Here is a 26,808-nt window from a genome sequence, read left to right as displayed (position 1 = left end):
CAGAACTTCTCAAATCCGCTTACTTTTATCCCATGCAAACGGCTCTTGTCACTTGTCATTCATCGGTTTCGGCACTCTGGCAACCCGGACAGCCCCTCGCGCCAGCTCCCGATACTGTTTCTGTTTTCCGAATGCCGCTCCCCACCGAAGCGGCCACCGTGGCTCTCTGGGCAACGCTCCTGCAACCCGCCGAACGCGAGCGGGCCGACCGGTTCCGATTCACGGCCGACCAGCACCGGTTTGTGGTCGGGCGGGGCTTGTTTAGGCTGCTGGCGGGCGTATTCTCCGGGCAAAATCCGGCAGAAATCCGCATAGATACGGGCACAACGGGCAAGCCCTTCCTGCCCGACCACCCGCAGCTCCACCTCAATATCTCACACTCTGGGACCTGGATTGTACTGGCGGCCGGGCGTGTTCCGGTGGGCGTCGATATAGAATTTATGCGGGCCGATGTTGACGTCAGCGACCTTTTTTCGTCCATATTAAGTCCGGCCGAACAGCGGGCCCTGGTGCAGAGCCCGGATGCGCAGACCCTTTTTTACCAGTTCTGGACGCGAAAAGAAGCCTTGATGAAAGCTACAGGACAGGGTATGAACGACCATCTGATGGCGATTCCGGCGCAGGAGGGCACCCACCGTACCGATGCGGGCCTACTCGGCGCAGACGGGCACTGGCGCGTGTATCCCTTTTCGGTAGACCAGGGCTACCCGGCGGCCCTTGCCCTGCCCGACGGCCCGCAAACCGTTTGTTTTTACGAAATCGACCCGGCCTGCTTCAGTAGGTGGTGCCCGGCTCACCCCGACGAATCATGAGAATTGGTATTGAGGCCCAGCGGCTCCTGCGTCCCCACAAACACGGTATGGATATCGTAGCCGTCGAAACGATTCGCGCCCTGGCCGAGTACCCCCAACACGAGTTTCTGGTATTTGCCCGACCCGATACCGACCGCACCGGTCTGCCTACGGCCCCAAATATTCAGATTATCGAACTACCGGGCGGAGCTTACCCCCTCTGGGAGCAGTTTACGCTGCCTAAAGCCGTAAAAACCTACCAGCCCGACCTGCTGCACTGCACGGCCAACACGGCCCCGCTGCGGGTTTCGGCTCCGCTCGTGATTACCCTGCACGACATTATTTTTCTGGAAAAAGCCATCGTGGGCGGCAACTGGTATCAGCGGCTGGGCAACGGGTATCGGCGCTGGAACGTCCCCGCCGTTGTAAAAAAAGCCGACTGTATTGTCACGGTCTCAGACTACGAGCGGCAACGGATTATCGAACACCTCCGGTTGCCCGCCGAGCGGGTGGTTACGGTGCACAATGCGGTCAGTCGGCAGTTTCGGGTTATTACCGATGCAGACACCCTGGCGCAGGTACGCGAGCGGTTTCGACTCCCGACCGAGTTCATCTTTTTTCTGGGCAATACCGACCCCAAGAAAAACGTCGTTGGCGTATTGAAGGCTTTATTGATCCTGAAAAACAAAGGGTTACTAACTCTCCCACTCGTGATGGCCAATGTATCGGCCGAGTACGTCAATGGCTTGCTCGACCAGATTGGCGGCCGGGCGCTGACCAACGATATTTTGCTGTGTGGGTACATTCCGAACACGCTGCTGCCAGTGGTTTACAATGCCGCCAGCGTGTTTTTGTGTCCGTCTCTTCGCGAAAGCTTCGGGTTGCCTATTCTGGAGTCGATGGCCTGCGGTACCCCCGTACTGACTGCCAGCACCTCGGCCATGCCCGAAGTAGCCGGCGATGCGGCCCTGTTGGCCAACCCGGCCTCCACCGACGAAATGACCCACCAACTCCACCGGCTCCTCGACTCGGCCGAGTTGCGGGCGCAGTTGCGCGAACGGGGCCTTGAGCGGGCCAACGCGTTCTCCTGGCAACATACCGCCTGCCAGTTGATGGCAGTTTACCAACAGCACGTCGGCGAGCCGACACCCTCTGTTTAGCCCTCTCCCATAGCTTGTATGCAACGACTTCTGCTCAAATTCCTGTACGTTATGGCCGCTATCCGGTACCCGCAGTACCGGGGCGATCTACCGTATTTTATCCGCGACAACTGGTTTGCCCGGCTCAATCAACTTCGCTTCGTTCGGCGCGATTACCTCACCCGAAAGCCGTACAAAGTGATTTCGTTTCAGGGCGAGTTTGACCAGGAATTGCGCTATTGCCTGCCCTTTGCGTACTGGCACCACCGCAATGGCACCCTAAAGCAAACCATCGGTTGCGCCAACACAAAGCCGTTTTACTATTTCAGCGAGAACCACACCGAACGCTATACCGAGCGAATCTGGCAGAAAGGCTACGACAGCTACGACGTGCCTAACATGACCCACAGCCCAACGTACGATTTTGGCAAGTGGACCCCACCCCCGTTTAAAAGCCATTACCGCAACAACCTGTTTGTGTACAACAAACCGCTGCTGGTGATTGCCAACAAGTACAACATTGAGTGGGACCGCCCACCCGTTAATTTTTTGAGTATCGACGCCCTCGACCGGCTGATCTCGCGGTTAAAAAGAACTTATCAGATTGTGTATAACCGGCCGCTATCGGGGCAAATTGTGCTGGACAACAGCGAAATTATGGATTTGGGCGAACATGCCTGGCTTCGGGCCAACCACCCCGAAGTACTGCTCATGAACGACCTCTTCGAGCAATACCGCACGCAGGTAGCTAACTACAACCATCTGCAACTGATGGTGTACGCCAACGCCGACCGGTTTGTCTCGATGCACGGCGGTACGGCCGCCCTCGCCAGTTACTTCGGGGGTATCAACGTGATTCTGTCGCACCCCGGCGGTGGATTCGAGCACGCTTTCGACGAATACAGCACCCTTTTCCCAGCGTTCTCGGGCGCCAAAATTCTGCACGCCAAAAGTACAGAAGAGGTTTTCGCGTACGTAGACCAGTATTTTTAACCCCCGACCGGATCAACCTGTATGGTTATTGCAAAAATCACAAGCGGCTTGGGCAACCAGTTGTTTCAATACGCGCTGGGGCGGCATTTGGCCATCCAGAACCAGACCCGGCTTTGGTTCGACCTGCGCTACTATCACCAAACCTACGAAACCGATACCCCCCGCCAGTTCAAACTCGACCGGTTTTCGATTGACTACGACCTGCTCGATTATTCGCCCTGGCTGTACGTGTCTAAAGCCACCCGTTTGTTGCCCGGCCGGTCGTTGCGCCCTCTTTTCGATACCCGCAAAGAGCGGCATTTTCACCTTGACCCCAGCGTACCTAACACCAAAGGGGCATTTATCACGCTGGACGGCTTCTGGCAATCGGAAGGGTATTTTGCGGCCAATACCCCGGCCATTCGGCAGGAGTTGACGTTCAGGCGTCAGCCCGGCCCGATGTACGCTCAGTACCAGCAACAGATTGAGCAAACCCCGGTGCCGGTTTCGGTGCATATCCGCCGGGGCGACTATGTGAGCCACCCGGAGTTTAGCCAGTCATTCGGCGCCCTCAACGATGCCTATTACGAGGCTGCTTTGGCCCGGATGAGCGCGCATTTTCCCGACGCGACTCTGTTTGTGTTTAGCGATGACCCCGAGTGGGTACGGCAGCACATGCGCTTTGAGCGCCCGCACGTACTCGTCGAAAACACCGGCCCCGACGCCGACGTGGACGACCTGCAACTGATGAGCCTTTGCCATCATCACATCATTGCCAACAGTTCGTTTAGCTGGTGGGGAGCCTGGCTCAACCCGCGCCCCAACAAACGGGTGATTGCCCCCAAACAATGGTTTCGGAATAAACCCTGGAACACGGCGGACCTGATTCCGGCAGACTGGGTGCGCCTGTAGAACCGTTCCGGGCTCGCTAGCGCGTCTATGAATGCTGAAGAATAAGTTGCCTAAAGATGGCTTCAAACTCGTGCGAACGCTGCTCCCACGAGTTATTACGGGCCATATCGACCCGTTGGGCAATGCGCTCGGGGCTTTGATCGGCTAAGGCCCGACGCAGGGCCTGCACAAATACCTCAGGCGAGGAGGCCATTTCGACCACGCCCGCAAAATCATCGAGAATCGAAAAGGGTGTAGACACCACCGGCAACCCGGCCGCCAGATACTCGTTGATTTTGAGCGGGTAGATGGTGTACGTATGCTCGTTGCAAACAAACGGAATCATAGCTGCCGATAAACGGGCCAACAGTGGGGGTAAATCGGTGGGCTGATGCGGGGGCGTAAACACGACATTGGGGTAACGCGAAAGCCGTTCCGTCAGGGTCGGCTCTTTTATTTCGCCGATAAACTGAAACGTCACGTCGGACATCTCCCGAACGCAATGCTCCACTATATCGACGTTGATCCGGTTGTCGGCCGTGCCCAGATACCCCACTACCGGCTTCTGGGGCGGGCGGTTTTCGGCCAGTTGGCGCGCCTGATAAAACAGCTCGAAGTTGACGCCATTTTTCACGCAAAAGGCGTTCGGCTGCCGTAGCGCTTTGGTTTGGAGCAGGGTTTCGGACGTAGTCACGACGGCATTGACCCGGCGCAGGTATTCATCTTCGTAGCGTCCGCCGTGCCGATTCATCCAGCGGGCAATACTGATCTCATCGAAACAATAATAGATGGTACCGGCCTCGTTGAGCTGATGCAGCATGGGCAAGCCAAACACCGGATTCATCCCGTTGATAATCAGGGGGCGTTTCATACCCAGCTGCCGCAACACGCTCCGCAGGCTCTTCACCAGGCGGTTTACGTTCCAGGTAATCAGACGGTCGTGCCGTTCGGGCGACAACCAATTGATCGGCAGCATAGTTGGTGGGTGCCACACGTACACCTCACTCCCCTTTTTCCCCGGCTTTTTTACCAGCTGACTACTCAACCGCATCATGGTTCGGACCGGCACCCCGCGCTGCCCGGCCACGCCCATCAGCAAATCTTTGTACGTATGCTGATAGTCGACGTACAGCACCCGGTGCCGTACGGAGAACTCACACATCAGCTGCACAACCGCCTTCTGGAAGTCGCCCTCCCAGGTGGTCTGACCAACACATACGATACTATCGAAAGGCTCCATGTACGGGGTAAGATGGGACGCGGTGTAACAATGAATCGTCGACAGAAGGCTCCGGCTTACGCGCCCAACGATGGGCCGACGTAAACAGCATGGAGCTGATAAATACGATGGTACTGGTTGGAAACTGCCCCATAATAGGGTTCGAATAACTCACTACGGCAATACCAATAAACTCGGACAAGAGTACCAGCATGAGGGTAGTCAGCCAGGGGTCTTTGATCTGCCAAAGCCGATACGTACCGATCAGAATCATACCCATCAGCATGATGACGTAGATCACCACCCCCACAATACCCGTCTCAATCCAAAGCTGCACATACCAGCTATCGGGTGGAATTTGAGCGGCCCAGTGATTGGGCGAAAAACGAACCCCCGCCCCCGACGACGAGCCGACCCCGGCCCCAAATGGCAGGTCTTTGAGGTAATTACGAATGCGCTGCTGATTTTCCAGCCGTACCAGAAACGACTCATCCTGCGTGGGGCGCAAGGCCGTTCGGATGCGGTAAATCTGATACACGTTGTTGCCAATGTTGGTAAACAGCAGTACCGCCAGCAACGGCGCGGCCAAACTGACGCCCTGAATGATGGGGATAATTTTGCGTTGAAGACCCAGGTAAGCCGCGTAACCGGCAATGAGCACAAAGAGCGACGACCGCGTTCCCGAAACGGCGTATCCCCAGAACAACACCAGCACCAGCACCAGATAGAGCACCTTCGATGGGATCTTTTTGACCTGAAAAAACAGAATCAGGCTCACCAATGTGACGCCCGCCATCTCAGAACCGTACTGCCCGGCGTCGGAATAAAACGAGAAGCTTCGGAGCTGTCCCCACAAAATGTGGGTTTTCTCGGCCCCGGCAGCCAGCCAGTTTTGCTCGGCGGGTGTGAGGCCGATGTATTGCTGCTTGAACCCCCAGAAAGCCGCCAGCACTGACCACACCAGCCACGTTCGGATAAAGAGCCAGACATTGGCTTGCGTGATGGGCGTAACCAGCACAATGATGGCCAGAAAAAACCAGTTGAGCGAGTACGACCGGGCGTGATAAAACCAGGCGGGCGGATACGGCGCGTTGGGATTGAAATAGGCTAAAATGGTATAAACGAGCCAGATAGTCAGCAGATAAAAAGCCGGATTGTGCAGTCGGCGCCAGTTCATCTGTCGGCCGTTCAGAAAGACACTTAGCAACGTAAAAACCAGTAGCCCATCGAGGCCGGTCCCTACCGGAAGTTCGTTTTCGAGAAACCGTGACGCCCCGATCAGAAAACTGAAGTTTATGTACAGATACAGGCCAATGCGGGGTTCGAGCAGAATACTCAGCAACACGGCCAGTACAACCGGCAGTGCCACGGTAATCAGCGCCCCCTTGACGCCCATCGTTCCAATGAGCCAACCACTTGCCAGTGCCGTGGCCACACCGAACAGCCCCACCAGCCAGGCTTTATCCCGGAGCCGGTCCATCAGCATTTCGGTAAATGAATCAGTATGGGTCATTGTCTTTTTCGAATCGTTGAGTTTGAGTCGAATAGCCTCTGCTTAGGCCGCTCGCTTCGATTTTTCCCAGACACCCGTCAAATTACCTCGGTTGAACCGGGCAAACCCCAGCAGTACACACCAGTTCATGAATACGAAATAGAACGGCACAAACGTCAGTTTCAGGCGGGTTTGTCGGTTTTCGAGCACATAACCCACATAGGCAGCCACGTAGAAAACAACCTGAGCCCCCAACATACCCCACCATAACCGGGCCGCGCCCGCCGGTATCTGGGTATCACCCACGTACAGCACACCCAGAATCAGGACATTGAGCAAGAGTAGGGCGGGCAAACAAAACGGTGTTACGGCCCACCGCAACACCCGGTGCGACACATACTGAAAGCTCAACCAGCCATAACGCGCCACATTGAGCAGGTACGCCAGCCGTTTCATGGCCTGAAAACCACCGGCAGCTATCCGAACTTTCCGTTTTTTTTCTTCACCCACCGAGTGCGAGGGGCGTTCGAGGGCGTAGGCATCGGGGGCATACTCAACCCGGTACCCACGCCCGGCAATACGAAGCGAAATCACAAAATCATCGAGCAGGGTATCGGGTTCCACAGGTTCGTACAGGTCGGTGCGAATGGCAAACAGCTCACCCGCAGCCCCCACAATGGTGTGTAGTTGCGCGTCCAGTTTTTTCAGAAACGACTCGTACCGCCAATACAAGCCCTCGCCACTGCCCGCAGCCGACTCGGCGTCGGCCATCTGAATCCGTTTTTCGCCCGTTACGGCCCCCACACCCTCCGTAAACCGGCTCACCAAGCGGCTCACGGCCTCTGTGTTGAGCTGCGTGTTGGCATCGGTAAAAATGGTGATGGGCGTTTGCACCTCGCTCATGGCCCGGTTCATAGCCGCAATTTTGCCCAAACGTTGACTCCCCGACAGAATACGGAGGTTAGGTATCTCCTGCCGGGCCAGGAACTCAGCCGAGCCATCAGTTGACCCTTCCACCACAAACAGAAAGTGCAGTCGGTCGGCCGGGTAATCCTGAGCGAGGCAGTTACGGAGCTTGGCGGGCAAATAATCGGCTTCGTTGTAAGCCGGCACCACCATGGTTACGTGCGGTAACTCTGCAGGTTGGCTGTTTTGGTACCGGTTACCGCGCAGTTTTACGAGCACCCAGGCCACAAGGCCGTACCCCAGATAGGTGTAAAACACCACAAAGCTCAGCCCCGCAAATAAACCCACCAGTATGTAATAGAATGCAGTCATGGATGAGGGTGGAATAGGTGTTATACGGGCGACGTACTTCCTGAAGTCAGGTTCCAGAACACGCCACGCGCAAAGGCTCTGGCATGGGCAAACTGCCCTTTCAGGGCGTATGTAAGCAGATGCTTGGGCAGCACAGCCCCGGCAAAAAAGGCGTAAAATGCAGCTCGTTGGGCAGGTGAGCCATGCCGACGCATGAACAGAATCCGGTTACGGGTCAGGTAGTACGTTTTGAGCGTACTATGCCGACCTACCGAAACCGACTCTTTGTGCAAAATGGTAGCCGACGGCTGGTAGTAGATCTGATACCCGGCGTTTCGGATGCGCTGCGACCAGTCGAGCTCTTCGTAATAAAGGAAAAACTGCTCGGCAAACCGCCCTACCTGCTCCACCACCTTCCGGCTCACGAGCATGGCGCAACCGTGCGCAAAAGGGGTAGGCCCCGGCTGGTCGAACTGCCCCTGATCGGTTTGGTTGCAACCCACCATATGCGCCGTTCCGGTTAGCATATTCATGGCTCCATACCCGGCATATTGCAACAGCCGGGGGTTATCGAAATAGCTGATTTTGGGGCATACCACGCCCACCAACGTCGACTCCTCAAACGGCCGAAGCAATTCATGCAGCACGTTGGGGGTCAGCTCCGTATCGTTATTGACAATAAAAAAGTACTCCCCACGCGCGTGCTGCATCCCCAGATTATTGCCACCCGTAAAGCCCAGATTCACCTCACTCCGCACCACGTGTGCCCACGGGTACAGCGCCATATCGACCTGACTGTTCAGGCTCGGCTCCGACGCATTGTCGACAACAATCACTTCATAATTCGGGTACGCCAGCGCCCGCACCGACTCCAGAAACTGCCGGGTTGTTTCGGCCTGATTGTAGTTGATGGTCACCATCGACACGAGCGGGGCCTTATCGCCTACACGTTTTCCTTCTGCCATAAGCTAAAGAGAGTCCGCCACATGATAAATAGGTCTGTTTTGAACGAGAAGGTTTGGGCGTACTCAATGTCGAGAGCGGTTCGTTCGCGGTCCGACATAGGCCCCTGCCCCTTAGCCCGCTTTTTTACCTGCCAGAGCCCCGTGAGGCCAGCCGGCCCGGCAAATCGCTGCGCCGACTCGTTGGTGGTCAGCTTTTCCGCTTCGTACAGGGGTAAGGGCCGGTTACCTACCACCGACATATCGCCCAGCAGTACATTGAGCAGTTGCGGTAGCTCGTCGATACTGCTATTGCGCAAAAACGTACCCAGGCGCGTAATACGGGGGTCGTTTCGGAACTTCATAAACTTGGCCGCTTCTTCGTTTTCGCGCAGGTACAGCTTCTCGCAAATCAGCCGGTTCTGGTCGAAGAGTGGCTGCTGGCACGCAACACCCCGCTCGCGGCAGGCACTGCACAAAAACGTGGATGAGCCGGTGGCCGGGTCTTCCGAATCGGCCGGTTGCGGGCTTTTGGCATAGATATTGGAGCTGGCCAGGCTCGTGATTTCCTGGTCGGCCCGGACCCGCATTGTCCGAAACTTATACATGTTGATGATCCGGTAGTTGGTACCAGCTCGGGTAGAGCGATAAAAAACCGGCCCTCTCGAATCGAGTTTAATCAGAATGGCGACGAGCAGCAGGAGTGGTGAAAGCAGGATCAGAGCTACTGATGACACCAGCACATCCACAGCGCGTTTCCACCAGGGCAACCGGAACACAAAGGCCGTCTGCCCCCCAACCGGAGCCGGGGCCTGCTTCAATCGGTCATAGACCTCCGTGTAATAATCTACTTGTTGCCGAATACGTTTGTCAGGCTCCTCCGCGTCAATAATATCCATAACTCCTGGGGTTGATGAAACTCTAACGATCTGCCTGTCAAGCTCTCTCGTCAACAAAACGGGCACCGACACCAGCATTCGGTTTGTCCGAACCAGGGTCAATACACCAAAACTGCTTTGTTGGTCTACAATAATCAGATCTACCGGAGTAGCGCCGACCAACCACAGTTCTGCGTGTTTTGTATTCCGAAAACGCGTGAGCAAGCATGATCCGCCCAATGAATCGATGAGTCGATTCACGATATAGTCGTCTTCCTCGATCAGGAGAAGACTGGGCTTTATCGAACTATTCACAAAACAAGGAGGCTGTATAACGAGGACTTAGCACCGTGATGCTGGCACAGATATTGCTGTGTTTTTACCAGACAATTGCACACACGGGCTATCTAACCAATCAGGCACTTTGCGACACACTGTACCCACGCGAGAAAATCGACAGGAAGCGAGACTTGGGCTGCCAGGCGCTTTTGGGTTCGGCACGGTCCAGATCGGCCACCATCCGCTCGTCGGTTTGGGGAACCGTCCGGCGCAGGAGTGCATTGAGTTTGGCCTTCACTTCGAGGGGGTTGAACGGCTTGGAGATAAAACTGTCAACGCCTTGTTCAAGACACTCAATTCGGGTGTCGCTGGAGGTAGCACTGGAAAGTATAACAATTGGCGTATGAGCAATAAGTTTACTCATACGAATCAGTTTCGTGATTTCGAGACCGCTGAAAAATGGAAGATTCAACTCGGTAAGCACACAATCGTACCGATTTCCCTGAATTAATAGCCGAGCCGCGTCCTGACCTGTGTTAACAACGGTTATCTCAAAGTCCTTTTCAAGCGTTTGCGTGAGAATACCGGCTACATAGGTACTTTCATCTACTATGAGTAGTTGGAACTTCGGTTTCATTGTATGGATTTTTTAAAGATGGGTTAGATCTGTCCATTTAGACTATTTTATATATACCGAGTAACTCATCTTAAGATCACAATTTGTCCTATTTCGAACAAGTGGTCTTTTTGATAGCATTTTTTCTATAAGTCGCTATATATTTCTACACAACAGTACCTGTAAGTAGCTTTAAAAGGCACATAATTAATTTGTTCTTAATGCTATTTCAGCGACAAAAGCTATCAGATTTTATTACTATACCAAGATCATTTTGTAACCAATACGAGTAACGATAGGGCATATTCTCTGCATTACGGGCCTACTCACTAAGTAAAAAAGCCGGGTTTTCACCCGGCCTTCACAGCATTTCGTACTCCAATAAATTGAGTATTAGCTAACAGTAGCTCCGTTCCAAACCCCCTTGCTGGGTGGCAGCATGGCCAGGGCTCCGTCGCGGTCTTCGGCCATCAGAATCATACCTTGCGACTCCAGCCCCATCATCTTGCGCGGAGCCAGATTGGCCAGAAACGTTACCTGCTTTCCGATCAGATCTTCGGGTGCGAAGTGCTTGGCGATACCGCTCAGAATCTGGCGGCCACCCATCCCATCGTCGACCCGTAATTTGAGCAACTTATCACTTTTAGGTACCCGCTCGGCTTCTGTAATCGTACCGATCCGAATATCCATTTTGGCAAAATCGTCGTAGGCAATCTCGCCTTTGAGGGTGGGTACCTCTTTGGTAGCTAACTCGTTCATGCGTTTAGCGTCGTGTAATTTTTGAATCTGTCGATTAATCACATCGTCTTCCAGCTTCTCAAACAGAAGACTGCTTTGGCCCAGCGTGTGCCCTTCGGTGAGCAGGTCGGCTTTCCCGGCATTGAGCCAGGTCAGAATATCCTTGTCGAGGACCTCGGCATTCAGTTGCTGCCGGAGCTTACGGGCCGTAAACGGCAGGAAGGGCTCGCACAGAATACTCAGATTGGCCGTGATCTGCAACGCAATGTGCAGAATGGTCTGGGCGCGGTTCACATCAGTTTTGACGACCTTCCAGGGTTCGGTTTCGGCCAGGTACTTATTGCCCAGCCGCGCCAAATCCATCAGGTGCATGAGAGCCTCCCGGAAACGATACTGCCCAATGGCCTGCCCGATGCGGTCGGGGTACTGCGCCAGTTCGTTGAGCACCACGTGGTCGTACTCAGTCAGGTCGGCGAGGGTAGGCACCCGGTTGTCGCAGAATTTCTGGGTCAGTACGAAAGCCCGGTTCACAAAGTTTCCGAATATCCCCACCAGCTCGGCGTTGTTGCGGGTCTGGAAATCCTTCCACGTAAACTCAGAGTCTTTAGTTTCGGGGGCATTGGCCGCCAGCACATACCGGAGCACATCTTCTTTGTTGGGCATTTCGTCCAGATACTCGTGCAGCCAGACAGCCCAGTTGCGCGAGGTACTGATTTTGTCGCCCTCCAGATTCATAAACTCATTGGCGGGTACGTTGTCGGCCAGAATATAGCTGCCTTCGTGCATCAGCATCGCGGGGAAAATGATGCAGTGAAACACGATATTGTCTTTGCCGATAAAGTGTACCAGCTTGGTGTGCTCGTCGCGCCAGTACAGTTCCCAGTCGCGGCCCTGCTCGGCAGCCCACTCCTTGGTCATCGAAATATAGCCGATGGGCGCATCGAACCACACATACAACACCTTACCGTCAGTATCAGGCAAAGGCACGCTGATACCCCAGTCGAGGTCGCGGGTCATGGCGCGGGGACGCAGCCCTTCTTTGAGCCACGACTGACACTGCCCAAATACGTTGGTTTTCCACTCCGGGTGGCTGTTCACGTATTCTTCAATCCGGGGCTGCATCCGGTCGAGGGGCAAGTACCAGTTTTTGGTCGATTTCAGCACGGGTTTTGCTCCCGACAGCATCGACCGCAACGGTTCTTTCAACTCGGTGGGGCTGAGGGTTGAGCCGCACCGTTCGCACTGATCGCCGTACGCATTTTCGTTGCCGCATACCGGGCACACGCCCACAATGTAGCGGTCGGCCAGAAACTGCTTCGCGGTTTCGTCGTAATACTGTTCGGTTACCTCCTCCGTGAAATTACCGCCCTTGTACAGGTTCAGAAAGATTTCCTGCGAGGTTTCGTGGTGAATTTTGTTGGAAGTCCGGGAATAGATATCGAACGAGATCCCGAAATCTTCAAACGACTTTTTGATTTGGGTATAGTACTTATCCACCACCTGTTGCGGGGTGATACCCTCTTTCTGAGCCCGGATCGTGATCGGCACCCCATGTTCGTCGGTACCACTGATAAAGGCTACATCTTTACCCGTTGCCCGAAGGTAACGCACGTAGATGTCGGCCGGAAGGTAGCAACCAGCAAGGTGCCCGATATGGATAGGGCCGTTTGCATAGATAAGGGCTGCCGTTACGGTATATCGCTGCGGATTTTCTAACATGATAGGAGATTGCGCGCCGGTGCACCCGAACAAGCGGCCTCGTGGTGCCACCCATGCCGGCTACTGGCAACTAATTTCTGCAAAATTAGCAATTCGGCACCGAGGATTGTTAAGTTTACCAAAACAGGGTCGAATCGCTATGGAATATACCCACAGGGACCTTAATATGTTCCCGGTTGGTTATATAGTCACCGGACGGTGGCGTTTTGAGTCCCCCTTTCATAGCACCGACCGCTTTTTTGCATGGATTCATCGATACCCCCTAGAACCGTATTCATAACCGGTGCTACCGGCTTTATAGGGTCACATATAACCCGGCGCTACCTGGCAGCCGGGTACCGGGTCGAGGCTCTCACCCGCTCGGCAGGACACACGGGCTTACTCGCCGATGTAGCCGATCAGATTCACTGGCACGAAGGTGATATACTCGATATTCCCTCGCTCGAAGCCGCCCTGCACGCCAAACGCGACACCCCTACTCTCGACGTGATTCACGCGGCCGCTATTGTTTCGTTTGTGCCGAAGGATCAAACCCGCATGACCAAGGTCAATGTAGAGGGGACCGCCAATGTGGTTAATGTATGCCTGAAAGCGGCTGTTCGGAAGTTAGGCTACCTGAGTTCGGTAGCTGCGCTGGGCCGCCCGGCCAACAAGACCCGTACCACCGAGCCCATCCGGATTGATGAGAGCCAGAAATGGGAAGATTCACCCAATAACTCGGCCTATGCCAAGAGTAAGTACCGGGCGGAGCTGGAAGTTTGGCGGGGCGTAGCGGAGGGGCTCCCCACCGTGATGGTGAACCCGAGTATTGTGCTGGGTGAGGGCGACTGGAACCGGAGCAGTGTACAGCTTTTCAAATACGTGAACGACGAAAAACCATTTTATCCGGCCGGATTAGTCAACTACGTTGATGTACTCGATGTAGCCGAAGCCCTTTTCCAGCTTATGGAGGCCAATTCGCTCACCGAAGACCGGTTTATTCTGAACGCGGGCACGATTCCCTACCGCGAATTGTTAGAACAGATGGCGGCAGCCCTCAACAAACGGCCACCCCGAATCCGTATAGCTCCCGCACTGACGCAGTTGCTTTGGCCGCTGGAAAGTATCCGCGCCCGACTGACGGGCAAAGCCCCGCTCATCACCCGCGAAACAGCACGGTCGGCCAGTTCGTGGTACGCATTTGATGGACAGAAAATCAACCAGACAATTGATTTTCAATACCGCCCACTTTCAGAAACCCTGACACGCGCGGCCCGAGCTTTCACCGGGCTGTAATTTTTTAATTCCGGGCGTTGCAGATTCTGTTTTTGTACTTATATTTCTTACAGTTTGGGATAGTTCGCGCTTCTGGTGCGGCCCCTATCCCCCGAACATAACCCATTGAGGACTCAACATGGAGCAAGAGTTTGAAGAAAGAGAAGGTGATATAAATGATTCTCTCCGGCGGTTTGAGGCCATGCTGGTTAAGCAGGAGCGTCAGTTTTTTGACCTTGACGTCTATGAGCGATTCGTTGAGCACTACCTGGGTGAGGGCGACCTCGAAAAAGCCTTCCAGGCCGCTGAAGCCGGCCTCGAAAACTTCCCCTACGCCCTTGAGCTGATGCTCGATAAGGCGCAGATTCTGGCCAATTTCAGCCGATTTGATGAGTCGCTCGAACTGCTGGAGCGGGCGGGGCTGTTTAACCCCGGTGACCTCGACGTGCAGTACATGCAGGGCACGGTGCTGAACATGGCCGGGCGGTTTGAAGAGTCAGTGCAGGTCCTGGAAGACATGCTCGACAATACCGACGACAAAGACGATATCTATTTTCAGATCGGACAGAGCTACCAGAACTGGGGTAAGTACGACGAAGCCATCAACTGCTACAAGAAGGCCATTGACCTCAACATGGCCAACGAAAACGCGCTCTACGAACTGTCGTTTTGCTTTGACGTAACGGGCGAGCTCGAAGCCAGCCTGCCGTACTACAAAGGGCTGATTGACAAAGACCCGTATTCGTACCATGCATGGTATAATCTGGGGATTACGTACAGCAAGCTCACCCGGTTTGAAGAAGCCGCCGAAGCCTACGAGTACGCGACAATCATCAAAGACGATTTTGCCTCGGCCCACTTCAATCTGGGCAATACCTACATGAACCTGGGTCAGTTTGAAAAGGCCGAAGGTTGCTACCGGACTACCCTGCTGCACGAAGAGCCAACCGCTGATACCTACTGCCACCTCGGGGCCAGTCTGGAAAAGCAGGATCGCCTGCCCGAAGCTATTCGGGAGTACCGCGAGGCTGTTCGGCTCGATAACATGTGGGACGAAGCCTGGTACGGTATCGGGGTTTGTTTGAGCGAATCGGGCAAGTGGTACGAGGCTCTGCCCTTTCTGCAAAAAGCCATCAAGCTCAACGACAATAACGCGGAGTATTACCTCGCGCTGGCCGAAACCGAGTACAAAATCGGTAATGTGGTATCGAGTGTAGAAGCCTTCGAAAAGGCGGCCTCGGTCGACCCGTCGAATCCCGACGTGTATCTGGTCTGGTCGCTGGTGCCGTTTGATCAGGGCAACTTCGACAAAGCCAATGATATTATTCAACTGGGCCTGGAGGAGTTACCGAAAGAGGCTGACCTGTACTACCGCTCAGCAGTGTATCTAATTCACGCGGGCATGTACCGCGAGGCCCTGATACAGCTCGAAGCGGCCCTGACTCTGGATTATAACGGCCACCTGCAACTCTTTGAGTTTTTCCCGGAGCTGGAAAAGCAAAAAGCTCTGTACAAAATCATTCAGCAATATAAAGCTGAGTAACAGAGCGATACCGATACTCTACGCAAAGAGTAGGTAGTAAATAGTTTTTGAAAACATAACCCGATTCAAACCGTATGGGCTGAATCGGGTTATTTATTTTACGGCATATGCACTTATGTGCGTAGACATTTCGTCGTGATCAGTAAAGTTTTCCAAATTTAATTTCGTCAACCAACTAACCTATGCGCAAGTTCTATAACCTGAAGCGGCTAACCTTAACCGCTTCGCTACTGCTACTGTCAGTAGCTGCCACATTCGCCCAGCGAATTAGCGGGCGTGTCACCGATGCCCGCACTAAAGAGGCCCTGGCCGGTGTCACGGTCCTGGCTACCGGTACCACACAGGGTGCCACTACCGATGGTAGCGGCAATTACATTCTGCCGCTGAAAGCAGCCGGAACATATACCATTCGGTTTAGTGCGATCGGCTCCGAAACCCGTGAATCAAAAGTGCCGGTAGGCTCTGGTGAGTCGGTCGTGTTGAACGTCGAACTGACCGAGTCAAATGCAAGCCTCAGCGAAGTAGTAGTGGTAGGTTCGCGCTCAACGCAGGTACGCACGAGCGTCGAAACCGTTGCCCCGGTCGACGTAATCCAATCACGCGATTTGGCCGCCACCGGACAGGTTGAACCAACCCAGCAGCTGAACTTTGTGGCCCCTTCGTTCAATTCGTCGCGGCAGACCGTAGCCGACGGAACCGATCACATTGATCCGGCCACCATTCGCGGTCTCGGCCCCGATCAGGTGCTGGTTCTGCTCAATGGCAAGCGCCGACACAATCAGGCGCTGGTCAATGTCAATGGAACCATCGGGCGCGGCTCGGTGGGTACCGACCTGAATGCCTTGCCCGCCACCGCTCTGGAACGCGTTGAAGTACTGCGCGACGGAGCCGCATCGCAGTATGGTTCCGACGCCATCGCCGGGGTTATCAACCTTCGGCTAAAAGAAAAAATCGGCACCTCGGTCAATGCGCAATTTGGTCAGCAATATGCCGGCGACGGCCGGGTGTTGCTATTGGGCGTGAACCACGGTTTCCGGCTGGGGAAAGAAGGGGTGTTGAGTGTAACGGTTGAAGGTCGCAGCCGCGAAGCCACCAACCGCGCTGGTACCTACACCGGGCCGGTGTACTTCAACTGGGTCAACAACGGGGTTGTTAATCAGGCTTTGCGGGCACAAGACGAAGCCCGTATTGCACAACGGGGCTTCAGCCGGGAAAACAACATGCAGATTGGTAACTCGGCTGTCGACAACATTGCTACGTTTATCAATATGCGCCTACCGGTAAGTAAAACCGCCACTTTTTACGCCAACGGCGGCTACAACTACCGACGCGGTATTGCTGCGGGCTTCTACCGTTACCCATTCCAGAATACGCAGATCGACACAACGATATACCGGAATGGATATCTGCCGCAAATCCAATCGACTATTCAGGATTATTCGGGTACGGCCGGTTTGAGCGGCAAGAGCGAATCGGGCTGGAACTGGGACGTTAGTGCGGTGTATGGTGGTAACCAATTCCGGTTCGATGTAAAAAACTCCCTGAACGCTTCGCTGGCGCGGGCTACTACCCGCCCCGACCGGACGCAGTCGGAGTTTTACGCAGGTACACTCCGGTTTAATCAGCTTACGACCGATGCGGGGGTATCGCGTGATTTTGGCAGTCAGTTGGGGCTGAACTCGTTCAACGTAGCGGGGGGCCTTTCGTACCGGGTAGACAACTACCAGATTTCAGCTGGCGAAGAAACCTCGTGGCAGAGCTACAACCAGGCTCCACCGGCTACTCAGTTTGCGGCCGGGGCGCAGGTATTTCCGGGTTTCCGGCCCACCAATGCTGTTAATGCCACCCGGAATGTGTTTGCGGCCTATGTCGATGTTGAAAGCGACATTACCAGCCGGTTGTTGCTGAACGCGGCTACCCGGTTCGAAAATTACTCTGACTTTGGGGGCAACGTAGCCTGGAAGGTAGCCGGCCGCTACAAAATTGTGGACGAAATTCTGTCGATTCGGGGGAGTATCTCAACAGGTTTCCGGGCACCCTCTATGCATCAGCGGCTGTTCAGCGCGGTATCAACACAGTTTGTGAATGTGGGCGGTACGCTGACCCCCTTACAGGTAGGAACCTTCCGTAACGGCGAAGCGATTGCCAATGCCTTCGGGATTCCACAGCTGAAGGCCGAACGCTCGTTGAACTACGCCCTCGGGCTTACATCGCGGCCGGTCTCGAACCTGAGCATCACGGTGGATGCTTACCAAATTGATATTACCGACCGGATTGTGTTGACCGGACAGTTTCAGCGGGGCACAAGCACCTCTGGACAGGTCGTAACTGGTATTCTCGACGGAGCCGGGGCCCGCGATGTGAACGCAGCGGCTTTCTTCACCAATGCCATCAACACCCGCACCCGCGGTCTGGATGTAGTGGTCTCAACCAGCCCCAGAATCAACACGGGCAAGCTGGACCTGACGCTGGCGGCTAACTTCAACCGCACCGAGATCACTGAACTACGCGGCACAGAGCGTATTCCGAATGACAATACCTTCGGAAACGTACTGTTCAACCGGCAGCAGCGGGGTTTCATCGAATTAGCCAATCCGCGCAGCAAAATAACCCTTGGGGCCAACTACACGATCAATAAACTGCGCTTCAATGTCCGCGCTACGCGATTCGGAGAAGTGGCGGTTCGCGATCCGTCGAACGCGGCCCTCGATGAGACGTACAGCCCCAAAATTGTGACTGACATCAACATTGGCTACGCGCTGACCAAGGCTATCACCATTGCAGTTGGTGCCAACAATGCGTTGGATGTGTACCCCGACAAGATTAAAAACACGCAGGCATTTGTGTCTCCTCCACTCGACAATACGTCTTTTGGCCGGTTTGTGTACAGCCGTAATGCCACGCAATTTGGGTTCAACGGGGGCTATTACTTTGTAAACCTGACGGCTAACTTTTAAGGCACATTGTAATCCATGCGCCAACGGGCAACAGCTCATAACTAATGCCAACCTAAACGGGTTAACTCTTGTAGTTAGCCCGTTTTTTTATGGATTTGCTTCGCCTTGCCCTCGACTGGACACCCAATACTAATCATACTGGATTTTATGTGGCATCGGCACTCGGCTATTACCGGGATGCCAACCTCACGGTGGAAATCACCTCGCCCGATGTGGATAAGTACAAACAGACACCCGCCCGTCGGCTGGCGAAAGGGGAGGTTGATCTGGCTGTGGTGCCCTCGGAGAGTATCATAAGTTTCCACACCACTACCCCCAACGTGCCACTGGTAGCGGTGGCGGCTATGCTAGCCCGTGATGCCAGTGCGATTGTGACACTCCAGCAAAGCGGCCTCGAACGCCCTGCTCAACTCGATGGAAAAGTCTATGGCTCGTATGGGGCCCGGTTTGAGGACGATATTGTCCGGCAGATGATTCGCAACGATGGCGGCCGGGGCGTGATTGCCACCCACAAGCCAACCCGGCTCAATTTGTGGCAAGCCCTGCTCACCAACGAGATCGACGCTACCTGGATCTTTCTGCCCTGGGAAGGTGTAGAGGCCACGTTGCATGACGTGCAACTCAACCGGTTCCTGCTCGACGACTACGAAATTCCGTACGGGTATAGCCCCCTGCTGGCCACCCGGCAGGACCTGATCGACCAAAAAGCCGATGTGCTACAACGGTTTGTGGAAGCAACGGCGGCTGGCTTTCGGTTGGCCGTCGAAAAGCCCGACGAAGCCGCGCACCTGCTCTGCAAAACCAGTGGGCACCCCACCCTGGCCGACGAAGGGTTTGTGGAACTGAGCCAGCAGACAGCCTCAGGTTATTACCTCGACACGGCGGGGCAGTGGGGCGTTATGCGCCGGGAGGTTTGGGTTCAGTTTGTCAACTACCTCATCCGGCACCGCCTGATTGTGAACCGCGATGGGGAGATCGTGATGAGCCTCGACATCAACAAGCTTTTCACCAACCAGTTTGTCGAGTCGCTACCCGCCGTCCGAACAGTTTAGCGAACAAAGCCGGACTGCCGGTGTTTTTTCTCAACTAATAAAGCCAACAGATAGAAAATTACGCGGGCAGAATAGGTTGTATACCCACAAGGTGCAGAAAATAAGAAATGGTAGCCGAACGCCCCGCGAGTGGGAAGGTGGTGGGCCTAAGCCCTGGCCGACCCGATACGGCTACCATAACTACAGCTAATTTAGTTATTTTTTCAATTCATTCAGTTCGAACAAGTACCCATCGGGGTCAGGAAAATAGATCTGTACAACGCCATCAAACCGAACCTGTTTGTGGTAGGTGATGGCCCGCTGTTTCAGGAAAGCCTCTGACTGGGCAATGTCGGCCACGAATAAAGCAATATGGCTTCCGTTTTTGTCGTGCGTAAACTCGGTATTCCGCCCGGCCAGTAGATGAATCTGCTGCCCCTCACCCACATCGAACCACGAGCGAATGGCTTTCAGGTTGTCGGGGACCGGAATAGACTTGAGCCCGAGTACTTCTTTGTAAAATTGCGTACTGGCCTGTATATCTTTCACGTGCAGGGCCAGATGATTGTGCCGAACAACCCCCAGACTTTGCTGCCCCAATACGGCCTGCGCAAAAAACACCTGAGCACACAAAAAGAGACTACATATAATCGTTTTCATGACCACTGAATTGGCTTAATTTTCCTTTCAAGAAACAAATCCGGGGTTGGTTCTACTATCAGCGATTCAAATTTGGCCGAGCCGGGCCTACCTACCCTCCGCTATCTGACCTCACGCCATTCGTGCTCAATTGGCGTAATGAGGTTGTTGACCGGGCTTGTCCATATAGGGTAATTTGGTGGACCCCATCGTTTCGGGTAATCGGCGACAGGCGTGAATATCACCACCGGAAGGTTTGCAGATCTTACAGAATGGCACTAAATTTGTAATCTGCATTGTAAAACCGTGAAGCATCAGCGCATCATATTGGTCCGTTCGGTTAGCCTGCTACTGGTTAGCTTGCTGCTGTTCCTGGCTGGTTGGGGTCATTCCTCAACGGGTCATGAAATAGCCGGCAAAGCACCCGTACAGAAAACCGAAGCCGCTCAGAAAGCAGGCAAGACCAATGCGCCCGCCGAAACGCAGATTAGTGCGGCCGCGTTTGAAGCCGTTGTTACCCCAGCTACTTCCTTCGATTTTGAGCAGCCTTTCTGGTTGCTGCCTCCGCCAATCATGGCGGTTTTGCTGATGCTGGCAGCCGGTACAATTCGGTTGTTGCTCACCGAGCCTTACTTTTATTTCGCTTATTTCCGGCACGTATTCGGCCACTTTATTGCCCCCAACGCCCCGTAGTCGGGCCCATTCGTGACCCTGTCGGCACGTTTATTCTCCGTGTCGGGCTGTCACATTCCATTCTTCAGTAACAATCCATTTTTCCAATCGGAATCAGTACCCTTCGTTCCGCTTCGTGGCTACCTCCAGATGCGTACGTTGAGCGACTCGCTGCATTCCTCCAATTAGTGTCTTCTGTAGAAAGACCATGCAAAACAAAACCGGAATACTTATCCTGACGGGTGTCATTGCGCTGCTGAGCGTTTACTACCTGTCGTTTACGTTCGTCTCGCGCAGTATTAAAGAAGACGCGACGGCCTTCGCCACCACTAAGTCGGGCGATATTGACCTGAGAAAGAAACAGCGGTATCTTGACTCACTCTGGAAAGAGCCCGTTTATCTGGGCAACACGCTTCAGGAAGTGACCGAGCGCGAACTCGGCCTGGGTCTTGACCTCCAGGGGGGTATGCACGTAGTACTCGAAGTAACCCCCGCCGACATTTTGCGCGGTTTGGCCGGCAACACCCGCGACCCCAAGTTCAACGAGGCTATCAAGAAAGCACAGGAAGCGCAGAAATCGAGCCGCGCCAGCTTTGTTGATCTGTTCGTGGATGCCTACAAAGAGGTATCGCCGGGCAACAAACTGGCCAGCCTGTTTGCTACCAGTGCCAACCGGGGTAAACTGAGCTATCAGTCGACTGATACTGAGGTACGTCGGGTACTGAACGAGGAAGTTGAAGGCGCTATTGGCCGGGCTTTCCAGATTATTCAGGCTCGTGTCGACAAATTCGGGGTGTCGAACGCCAACGTTCAGCGCCTGCCGGGTACGGGTCGGGTACTTATCGAGCTGCCGGGTGCTGATAACCCTGAGCGTATTCGCCGACTGTTGACCGGTGCGGCCAAGCTTGAGTTCTGCGAGGTGTACCAACTGGGCGAAATCTCGGCCGGTATCGAAGGCTTAGGCGCTTACCTGCTTCGTGAAGAGGCCGCTCGCAAAGCTGCTCAGACGGCTGCTCCTGCATCGGGTACGGCCGCTAAAGGTGATTTGGCTTCTCAGCTGGCAAGCGGTGCTAAAGGCGACTCAACCAAAGCCGACTCAGCAGCCACAGGCTCAGCCCTGACCCAATTGTTTGTCCCTGTATCGCAGAACCAACTGGGTGTTTACCTGAAAGATACGGCTCGTGCCAACGCCGTTTTGAACAACCCCGAAGTGCGGGCTCTGTTCCCGGCCGACATGGTGTATTCATGGGATCGCAAAGGCTTTACCACCACCGACAACCGCGAGATTCTGCCGATCTACTTCCTGAAGAAACCCGGTGGTCAGGCTCCGCTCGAAGGCGATGTGATTACCGATGCAGCCAACGATTATGACGAAGCGGGTCGCCCTGAGGTGACCATGAACATGAACGCAACGGGTGCCCGTAAGTGGGCTGCTCTGACGGCAGCCAACGTAGGCCGGCCCGTAGCCATCCTCCTCGACAATCAGGTGTACACCGCCCCCAACGTTCAAAACGAAATTACGGGTGGTCGCTCAAGCATCACGGGTCAGTTTACGGTTGAAGAAACCAAAGACATGGCCAACGTACTGAAGGCCGGTAAACTGCCTGCTCCTACTACCATTGTGGAAGAGAGCATTGTAGGTTCTACGCTCGGCTCAGAGGCTATCAGCGCCGGTATTATTTCGTCGCTGGTGGGCTTGCTCATCGTACTGGCGTTCGTGGTCATCTACTACGGAAGCGCCGGTGTCATTGCCGACATTGCCCTGATCGTAAACATGTTCTTCCTGCTGGGCGTTATGGCGGCCGTACCAGGCACCGTACTGACTATGCCGGGTATTGCGGGTATCGTACTGACCATTGGTATGTCGGTTGATGCGAACGTACTGATTTTTGAGCGGATCAAAGAAGAACTGGCGCTGGGCAAGCCGTTTAAGCAAGCCATTGCCGACGGTTTCCGGAATGCATACTCGTCGATCTTCGATTCAAACATCACCACCCTACTCACTGGTTTTATCCTGCTGCTGTTTGGTACAGGTCTGATTCGTGGCTTCGCCGTAACGCTGGTGATTGGTATCTTCACGTCATTGTTTGCAGCTATCCTGATCACCCGTCTGATTTTGGACTCGTACACAGAGAGCGGCAAAACACTGGCGTTTTCGGTAGGCTGGACTAAGAACCTCTTTAAAGATTCGAACTTCGACTTCGTTTCGCACCGTCGTATCTACTACATCATTTCGTCGACAATTATCGGACTGGGTATTATCTCTGTTCTGATAAAGGGCTTCGGCCTGGGTGTCGATTTCAAAGGTGGTCGTTCGTACGTGGTTCGGTTTGAGCAACCCATTGCTACAACCGATGTACGAGACGCGCTGGAAGCCCCGCTGGGTGGTGCTCCTGAGGTGAAGACCTACGGTGGTACGGGGGTTAACTCCGATCAGGTAAAGATTACGACCAGCTACATGATCGATAACGACTCGCCCGATTCAGACAAGCAGGTAGAAGCCGCTGTAAATGGCGGGCTGGCTAAAATCAGCGGTAACAAAGCGAGCATCGAAAGCTCGCAGAAGGTAGGACCTACCATTGCCAACGACCTGATTGTATCGGCCTTCTGGTCGATTCTGCTGGCAGTAGCCGTTGTATTCACCTACATTCTGATTCGATTCAAGAAGCTGGCCTTCGGATACGGTGCGTTGGTGGCCTTGTTCCACGATGTACTCATCATTCTGGCTATCTTCTCGATCTTTAACGGCATCCTGCCGTTCTCCCTCGACATCGACCAGGCCTTTATCGGCGCCCTGCTCACTATCATGGGTTACTCGATGAACGATACGGTTGTGGTCTTCGACCGGGTTCGCGAGTACCTGAACGAAAGCAAGGGTAAGAAAGAAAGCATCGCGACGATTATCAACAACGCTCTCAACAGCACCCTGAGCCGCACGGCCGTAACGGGTCTGTCGACGATGCTGGTACTGGTGGTGCTCTTCCTGTTTGGTGGTGCTACCATCCGGGGCTTCTCGTTCGCTATGTTGATCGGGGTAATTGTGGGTACCTACTCATCGCTGTTCGTAGCTACTCCGATTGTAGTTGACACCCTGAGCAAAGATCAGGACAAGCCAACTACGCCTGGTACTACCGCCCGGATTGATACGGTTCCGGCCGACTTTACGGACAACGTGGAGACGCCCGAAGAGTTTTCGGCAACGGCGGCTAAGAAAGAGAAGAAGGCTAAAACGCCCCTGATCCGCCCGTCGCAGTCATAACGTGTGCATTCTGAAAAAGCCGGGTGGTTTGTGCATCATCCGGCTTTTTTTGTCTTGCTGAATATTTCGCTATCTTGTTTGCTCGTTGTAGCAGCACAAAATTTCCTGAAACACTAATTCATCACAATAATCTTTCCTCTACATGGAAACAAAGATTAAACAGGTAGATACCAGCGTATGGCGTAAAAAACCCCTGGCTGCTTACGAGGCCGACATGAAAAAGAGCGAGCTCAAGCGAGTTTTGAGTCGTTGGGGCCTTACGTCGCTCGGTATTGGCGCTGTAATTGGAGGGGGTATCTTCGTTCTGACGGGTATTGCTGCTCACGACTGGGCCGGTCCGGCACTGGCTGTAGCGTTCATCATTGCAGGGATTGCCTGTACGTTTGCCGCTCTTTGCTACGCTGAATTTGCTTCCATTTTGCCAGTAGAAGGCTCCGCCTATGCGTACTCATACGGTACCGTGGGTGAAATTTTCGCCTGGTTTATCGGTTGGAACCTCATTCTGGAATACATGATGGGGGCCACAACGGTAGCCGTGAGCTGGTCGGGGTATTTCGAAAAACTGCTCCACCTCTTCGGTATTGACCCTCCGCTCTGGCTTATGAACGACCCGGTAACGGCTCAGGAAAAAGCCGAGAAACTGCGTGCGGCTGGCGAAGTCATTCCTGACTTTACGTTTGCTGTAAACCTGCCGGCCTTCCTGATTGTATGGGTGGTTACCTACATTCTGGTGAAAGGTATCAAAGAAGCCGCCAGCACCAACAACCTGATTGTAATTGTGAAAGTGGCTACGGTAATCTTTGTTATCATTGCCGGGGCTTTCTTTGTAGACGTAGCCAACTGGACGCCATTTATTCCTGATCCAGTTGTGGATGATTCTGGCCAAACCCATTATGGCTTTGATGGAATTGTGACAGCCGCTGGTATTGTGTTCTTTGCCTATATCGGTTTCGATGCCGTATCAACTCAGGCTGGCGAGGCCATCAACCCGCGCAAAGACGTTCCGTTTGCTATTATTGCCTCCCTGCTGATTTGTACGTTGCTGTACATTCTTGTCTCGCTTGTACTGACGGGTATGGTCAACTACAAAGATCTGGATCTGAAAGCTCCGGTAGCGCAGGCCTTCGCCGACGCTGGCTTGACGTGGGCGGTTTACCTGATCACGATTGCGGCCATTGCCGGTCTTACGTCGGTCATGCTTGTGATGATGCTCGGGCAGACTCGTATCTTCCTCGGCATGGCTAAAGATGGTCTGTTGCCCAAAAACCTGTTTGCTTCCATTCACCCTACTTTCAAAACACCCTGGAAGAGTACCATCTTCGTCGGTGCGATTGTTTCGGTAGTGGCCGCCCTGACGCCTATCGACAAGGTTTCGGAATTGTGTAGCTCAGGTACGCTGCTGGCCTTTGCCATGATTTGCGCGGCTGTCTGGATTCTGCGCGTGCGTGAACCAAACCTTGAGCGCCCCTACCGGACCCCCGCTCTGCCGGTTATTGCTACGCTTGGTATTCTGGCCAACCTGTACCTGATGTACAACCTCCGGACCGATACCAAAATCACGTTTGTGATCTGGGGAACCCTCGGCTTAATCGTGTATTTCCTCTACGGACGCCGTCACAGCAACCTGAACAACCCTTCTGAGTAAGATTGTTGCAGTTTTCTTAAACAGAAAAAGCCGCCCGACTATAGTCAGGCGGCTTTTTCTGTTAGTTACACTTGACAAGCGAAAAGTTTTGTTTAATTTTATGCCAAGGGAACTTAAACAAAGCCTGAGCGTTCATTTCCACAGTATGGGGTACGATTTCCACAGTTCCTCACTCCACAGTCTGTGAGATTGACAAACTGGCACAGTACGGGACCCTTTTTAACCCACTAATTTTGAGTCATTTACCCACTTTACGAGTGATATTTTCTTTTTTGAAAAACTTTGGTTGCGTTTTTGTCTAAACAAATACAGACTCGGTTCAACAAATAACACACTGAACAGCCATGACAGCGCTCGAATTCACTCATCATATTGGCAAAGTATCGAAATCACTTCGTCCCTTCGCCCTTCGCCTGACTAAAGACGTTGAAGATGCCAATGATCTGTTGCAGGACACGTTATTGAAAGCATTCACCAATCGTGACAAGTACACCGACGGTACCAACCTGAAGGCGTGGCTTTACACGATCATGAAAAATACATTCATTACCAACTATCAGCGGATGGTTCGGAAAAACACGTTCATTGACACAACCGACAACCTGCATTACATCAACACGATGGACAGCAGCACGGACAATGGCGCATATTCGACCTTCGCTCAGGAAGACATCAGCCGGGCAGTAAACAGCCTCGACGAAACATACCGCACGCCGTTTATGATGCACTTTCGGGGTTTCAAATACCACGAGATTGCCGCTAAACTGGACATCCCCATCGGAACTGTGAAAAACCGGATTCACATTGCCCGCAAGGAGCTGAAAGATAAATTGAAAGTTTATGCGTATTATGCTGCATAATCGTGTGACTTTTTAC

The 26,808-nt window shown here is 53.8% G+C and carries 20 protein-coding genes; 12 read left to right on the top strand and 8 right to left on the bottom strand.

Annotation, left to right across the window (positions count from 1 at the left end; translation table 11 throughout):
* Positions 1-32 precede the first annotated feature (32 nt).
* From F5984_RS16105 to F5984_RS16090, 4 genes are read left to right on the top strand one after another with little or no spacing between them, the layout of a single operon-like run.
* A complete protein-coding gene (locus tag F5984_RS16105; RefSeq protein ID WP_152125269.1) occupies positions 33-812 on the top strand; it encodes a 4'-phosphopantetheinyl transferase family protein in 780 nt (259 codons plus the stop codon).
* Complete coding sequence (locus tag F5984_RS16100) at positions 809-1,951, top strand: glycosyltransferase family 4 protein (protein ID WP_185155531.1); 1,143 nt, start codon at positions 809-811, stop codon at positions 1,949-1,951. Before F5984_RS16105 ends, F5984_RS16100 begins: the two co-directional genes overlap by 4 nt.
* 18 nt (positions 1,952-1,969) lie before the next feature.
* Positions 1,970-2,923: a hypothetical protein gene (locus F5984_RS16095; protein ID WP_152125268.1), complete on the top strand. Its 954-nt coding sequence runs from the start codon at positions 1,970-1,972 to the stop codon at positions 2,921-2,923.
* Positions 2,924-2,944: 21 nt separating this feature from the next.
* Positions 2,945-3,814, top strand: coding sequence for an alpha-1,2-fucosyltransferase (locus F5984_RS16090; protein ID WP_152125267.1), 870 nt, complete (start codon positions 2,945-2,947; stop codon positions 3,812-3,814).
* 25 nt (positions 3,815-3,839) lie between these two features.
* Here F5984_RS16090 and F5984_RS16085 read toward each other — a convergent pair whose 3' ends face one another.
* The 7 genes from F5984_RS16085 to metG form a co-directional block, all read right to left on the bottom strand.
* Positions 3,840-5,033, bottom strand: coding sequence for a glycosyltransferase (locus F5984_RS16085; protein WP_152125266.1), 1,194 nt, complete (start codon positions 5,031-5,033; stop codon positions 3,840-3,842).
* The gene (locus F5984_RS16080; RefSeq protein WP_152125265.1) at positions 5,017-6,525 is read right to left on the bottom strand and encodes an O-antigen ligase family protein; all 1,509 of its coding nucleotides are present in this window, start codon (positions 6,523-6,525) and stop codon (positions 5,017-5,019) included. Before F5984_RS16080 ends, F5984_RS16085 begins: the two co-directional genes overlap by 17 nt.
* A 42-nt stretch (positions 6,526-6,567) precedes the next feature.
* The gene (locus tag F5984_RS16075; protein ID WP_152125264.1) at positions 6,568-7,782 is read right to left on the bottom strand and encodes a glycosyltransferase family 2 protein; all 1,215 of its coding nucleotides are present in this window, start codon (positions 7,780-7,782) and stop codon (positions 6,568-6,570) included.
* Positions 7,783-7,802: 20 nt separating this feature from the next.
* A complete protein-coding gene (locus F5984_RS16070; protein ID WP_152125263.1) occupies positions 7,803-8,726 on the bottom strand; it encodes a glycosyltransferase family 2 protein in 924 nt (307 codons plus the stop codon).
* Entirely contained in the window at positions 8,705-9,601 is an 897-nt protein-coding gene (locus tag F5984_RS16065) for a sugar transferase (protein ID WP_246169038.1), read from the bottom strand. The genes F5984_RS16070 and F5984_RS16065 overlap by 22 nt, the downstream gene beginning before the upstream one ends.
* 394 nt (positions 9,602-9,995) lie before the next feature.
* A complete protein-coding gene (locus tag F5984_RS16060; RefSeq protein ID WP_019988579.1) occupies positions 9,996-10,496 on the bottom strand; it encodes a response regulator transcription factor in 501 nt (166 codons plus the stop codon).
* Positions 10,497-10,868: 372 nt separating this feature from the next.
* A complete protein-coding gene (gene metG, locus F5984_RS16055) occupies positions 10,869-12,932 on the bottom strand; it encodes a methionine--tRNA ligase (protein ID WP_185155530.1) in 2,064 nt (687 codons plus the stop codon).
* Between the two features lie 243 nt (positions 12,933-13,175).
* Between metG and F5984_RS16050 the strand changes: the two genes are divergently transcribed.
* The 4 genes from F5984_RS16050 to F5984_RS16035 all read left to right on the top strand — a co-directional run bounded on the left by F5984_RS16050 (position 13,176) and on the right by F5984_RS16035 (position 19,738).
* On the top strand, positions 13,176-14,207 hold the full coding sequence (locus tag F5984_RS16050; RefSeq protein WP_152125262.1) for an SDR family NAD(P)-dependent oxidoreductase: 1,032 nt from the start codon (positions 13,176-13,178) through the stop codon (positions 14,205-14,207).
* A 118-nt stretch (positions 14,208-14,325) separates the two neighbouring features.
* A complete protein-coding gene (locus F5984_RS16045) occupies positions 14,326-15,729 on the top strand; it encodes a tetratricopeptide repeat protein (protein WP_019988582.1) in 1,404 nt (467 codons plus the stop codon).
* Positions 15,730-15,911: 182 nt separating this feature from the next.
* Positions 15,912-18,686, top strand: a complete 2,775-nt coding sequence (locus tag F5984_RS16040) for a TonB-dependent receptor (protein WP_152125261.1) — start codon at positions 15,912-15,914, stop codon at positions 18,684-18,686.
* An 89-nt stretch (positions 18,687-18,775) separates the two neighbouring features.
* Complete coding sequence (locus tag F5984_RS16035) at positions 18,776-19,738, top strand: ABC transporter substrate-binding protein (RefSeq protein WP_152125260.1); 963 nt, start codon at positions 18,776-18,778, stop codon at positions 19,736-19,738.
* A 195-nt stretch (positions 19,739-19,933) separates the two neighbouring features.
* Here F5984_RS16035 and F5984_RS16030 read toward each other — a convergent pair whose 3' ends face one another.
* On the bottom strand, positions 19,934-20,377 hold the full coding sequence (locus F5984_RS16030; protein ID WP_152125259.1) for a VOC family protein: 444 nt from the start codon (positions 20,375-20,377) through the stop codon (positions 19,934-19,936).
* A gap of 285 nt (positions 20,378-20,662) precedes the next feature.
* Here F5984_RS16030 and F5984_RS16025 point away from each other — a divergent pair, with 285 nt between their 5' ends.
* The 4 genes from F5984_RS16025 to F5984_RS16010 all read left to right on the top strand — a co-directional run bounded on the left by F5984_RS16025 (position 20,663) and on the right by F5984_RS16010 (position 26,792).
* A complete protein-coding gene (locus F5984_RS16025) occupies positions 20,663-21,049 on the top strand; it encodes a hypothetical protein (RefSeq protein WP_246169037.1) in 387 nt (128 codons plus the stop codon).
* A 187-nt stretch (positions 21,050-21,236) separates the two neighbouring features.
* Positions 21,237-24,287: a protein translocase subunit SecDF gene (secDF, locus tag F5984_RS16020; protein ID WP_152125258.1), complete on the top strand. Its 3,051-nt coding sequence runs from the start codon at positions 21,237-21,239 to the stop codon at positions 24,285-24,287.
* 142 nt (positions 24,288-24,429) lie between these two features.
* On the top strand, positions 24,430-25,932 hold the full coding sequence (locus F5984_RS16015; protein WP_152125257.1) for an APC family permease: 1,503 nt from the start codon (positions 24,430-24,432) through the stop codon (positions 25,930-25,932).
* A 344-nt stretch (positions 25,933-26,276) separates the two neighbouring features.
* Positions 26,277-26,792 (top strand): RNA polymerase sigma factor, encoded by a 516-nt coding sequence (locus tag F5984_RS16010; protein ID WP_019988590.1) that lies wholly within the window; start codon positions 26,277-26,279, stop codon positions 26,790-26,792.
* Positions 26,793-26,808: the final 16 nt, after the last annotated feature.

The organism is Rudanella paleaurantiibacter, from assembly GCF_009184635.1.
In the GTDB taxonomy this organism is placed as follows: domain Bacteria; phylum Bacteroidota; class Bacteroidia; order Cytophagales; family Spirosomataceae; genus Rudanella; species Rudanella paleaurantiibacter.
Note: the sequence above shows the minus strand (reverse complement) of the source record. Positions and strands in the feature narration are given on the sequence as shown.

Coding starts and splice junctions, on each gene's coding strand:
- F5984_RS16105 (WP_152125269.1), top strand. CDS start 33: ATGCAAACGGCTCTTGTCACTTGTCATTCATCGGTTTCGGCACTCTGG.
- F5984_RS16100 (WP_185155531.1), top strand. CDS start 809: ATGAGAATTGGTATTGAGGCCCAGCGGCTCCTGCGTCCCCACAAACAC.
- F5984_RS16095 (WP_152125268.1), top strand. CDS start 1,970: ATGCAACGACTTCTGCTCAAATTCCTGTACGTTATGGCCGCTATCCGG.
- F5984_RS16090 (WP_152125267.1), top strand. CDS start 2,945: ATGGTTATTGCAAAAATCACAAGCGGCTTGGGCAACCAGTTGTTTCAA.
- F5984_RS16085 (WP_152125266.1), bottom strand. CDS start 5,033: ATGGAGCCTTTCGATAGTATCGTATGTGTTGGTCAGACCACCTGGGAG.
- F5984_RS16080 (WP_152125265.1), bottom strand. CDS start 6,525: ATGACCCATACTGATTCATTTACCGAAATGCTGATGGACCGGCTCCGG.
- F5984_RS16075 (WP_152125264.1), bottom strand. CDS start 7,782: ATGACTGCATTCTATTACATACTGGTGGGTTTATTTGCGGGGCTGAGC.
- F5984_RS16070 (WP_152125263.1), bottom strand. CDS start 8,726: ATGGCAGAAGGAAAACGTGTAGGCGATAAGGCCCCGCTCGTGTCGATG.
- F5984_RS16065 (WP_246169038.1), bottom strand. CDS start 9,601: ATGGATATTATTGACGCGGAGGAGCCTGACAAACGTATTCGGCAACAA.
- F5984_RS16060 (WP_019988579.1), bottom strand. CDS start 10,496: ATGAAACCGAAGTTCCAACTACTCATAGTAGATGAAAGTACCTATGTA.
- metG (WP_185155530.1), bottom strand. CDS start 12,932: ATGTTAGAAAATCCGCAGCGATATACCGTAACGGCAGCCCTTATCTAT.
- F5984_RS16050 (WP_152125262.1), top strand. CDS start 13,176: ATGGATTCATCGATACCCCCTAGAACCGTATTCATAACCGGTGCTACC.
- F5984_RS16045 (WP_019988582.1), top strand. CDS start 14,326: ATGGAGCAAGAGTTTGAAGAAAGAGAAGGTGATATAAATGATTCTCTC.
- F5984_RS16040 (WP_152125261.1), top strand. CDS start 15,912: ATGCGCAAGTTCTATAACCTGAAGCGGCTAACCTTAACCGCTTCGCTA.
- F5984_RS16035 (WP_152125260.1), top strand. CDS start 18,776: ATGGATTTGCTTCGCCTTGCCCTCGACTGGACACCCAATACTAATCAT.
- F5984_RS16030 (WP_152125259.1), bottom strand. CDS start 20,377: ATGAAAACGATTATATGTAGTCTCTTTTTGTGTGCTCAGGTGTTTTTT.
- secDF (WP_152125258.1), top strand. CDS start 21,237: ATGCAAAACAAAACCGGAATACTTATCCTGACGGGTGTCATTGCGCTG.
- F5984_RS16015 (WP_152125257.1), top strand. CDS start 24,430: ATGGAAACAAAGATTAAACAGGTAGATACCAGCGTATGGCGTAAAAAA.
- F5984_RS16010 (WP_019988590.1), top strand. CDS start 26,277: ATGACAGCGCTCGAATTCACTCATCATATTGGCAAAGTATCGAAATCA.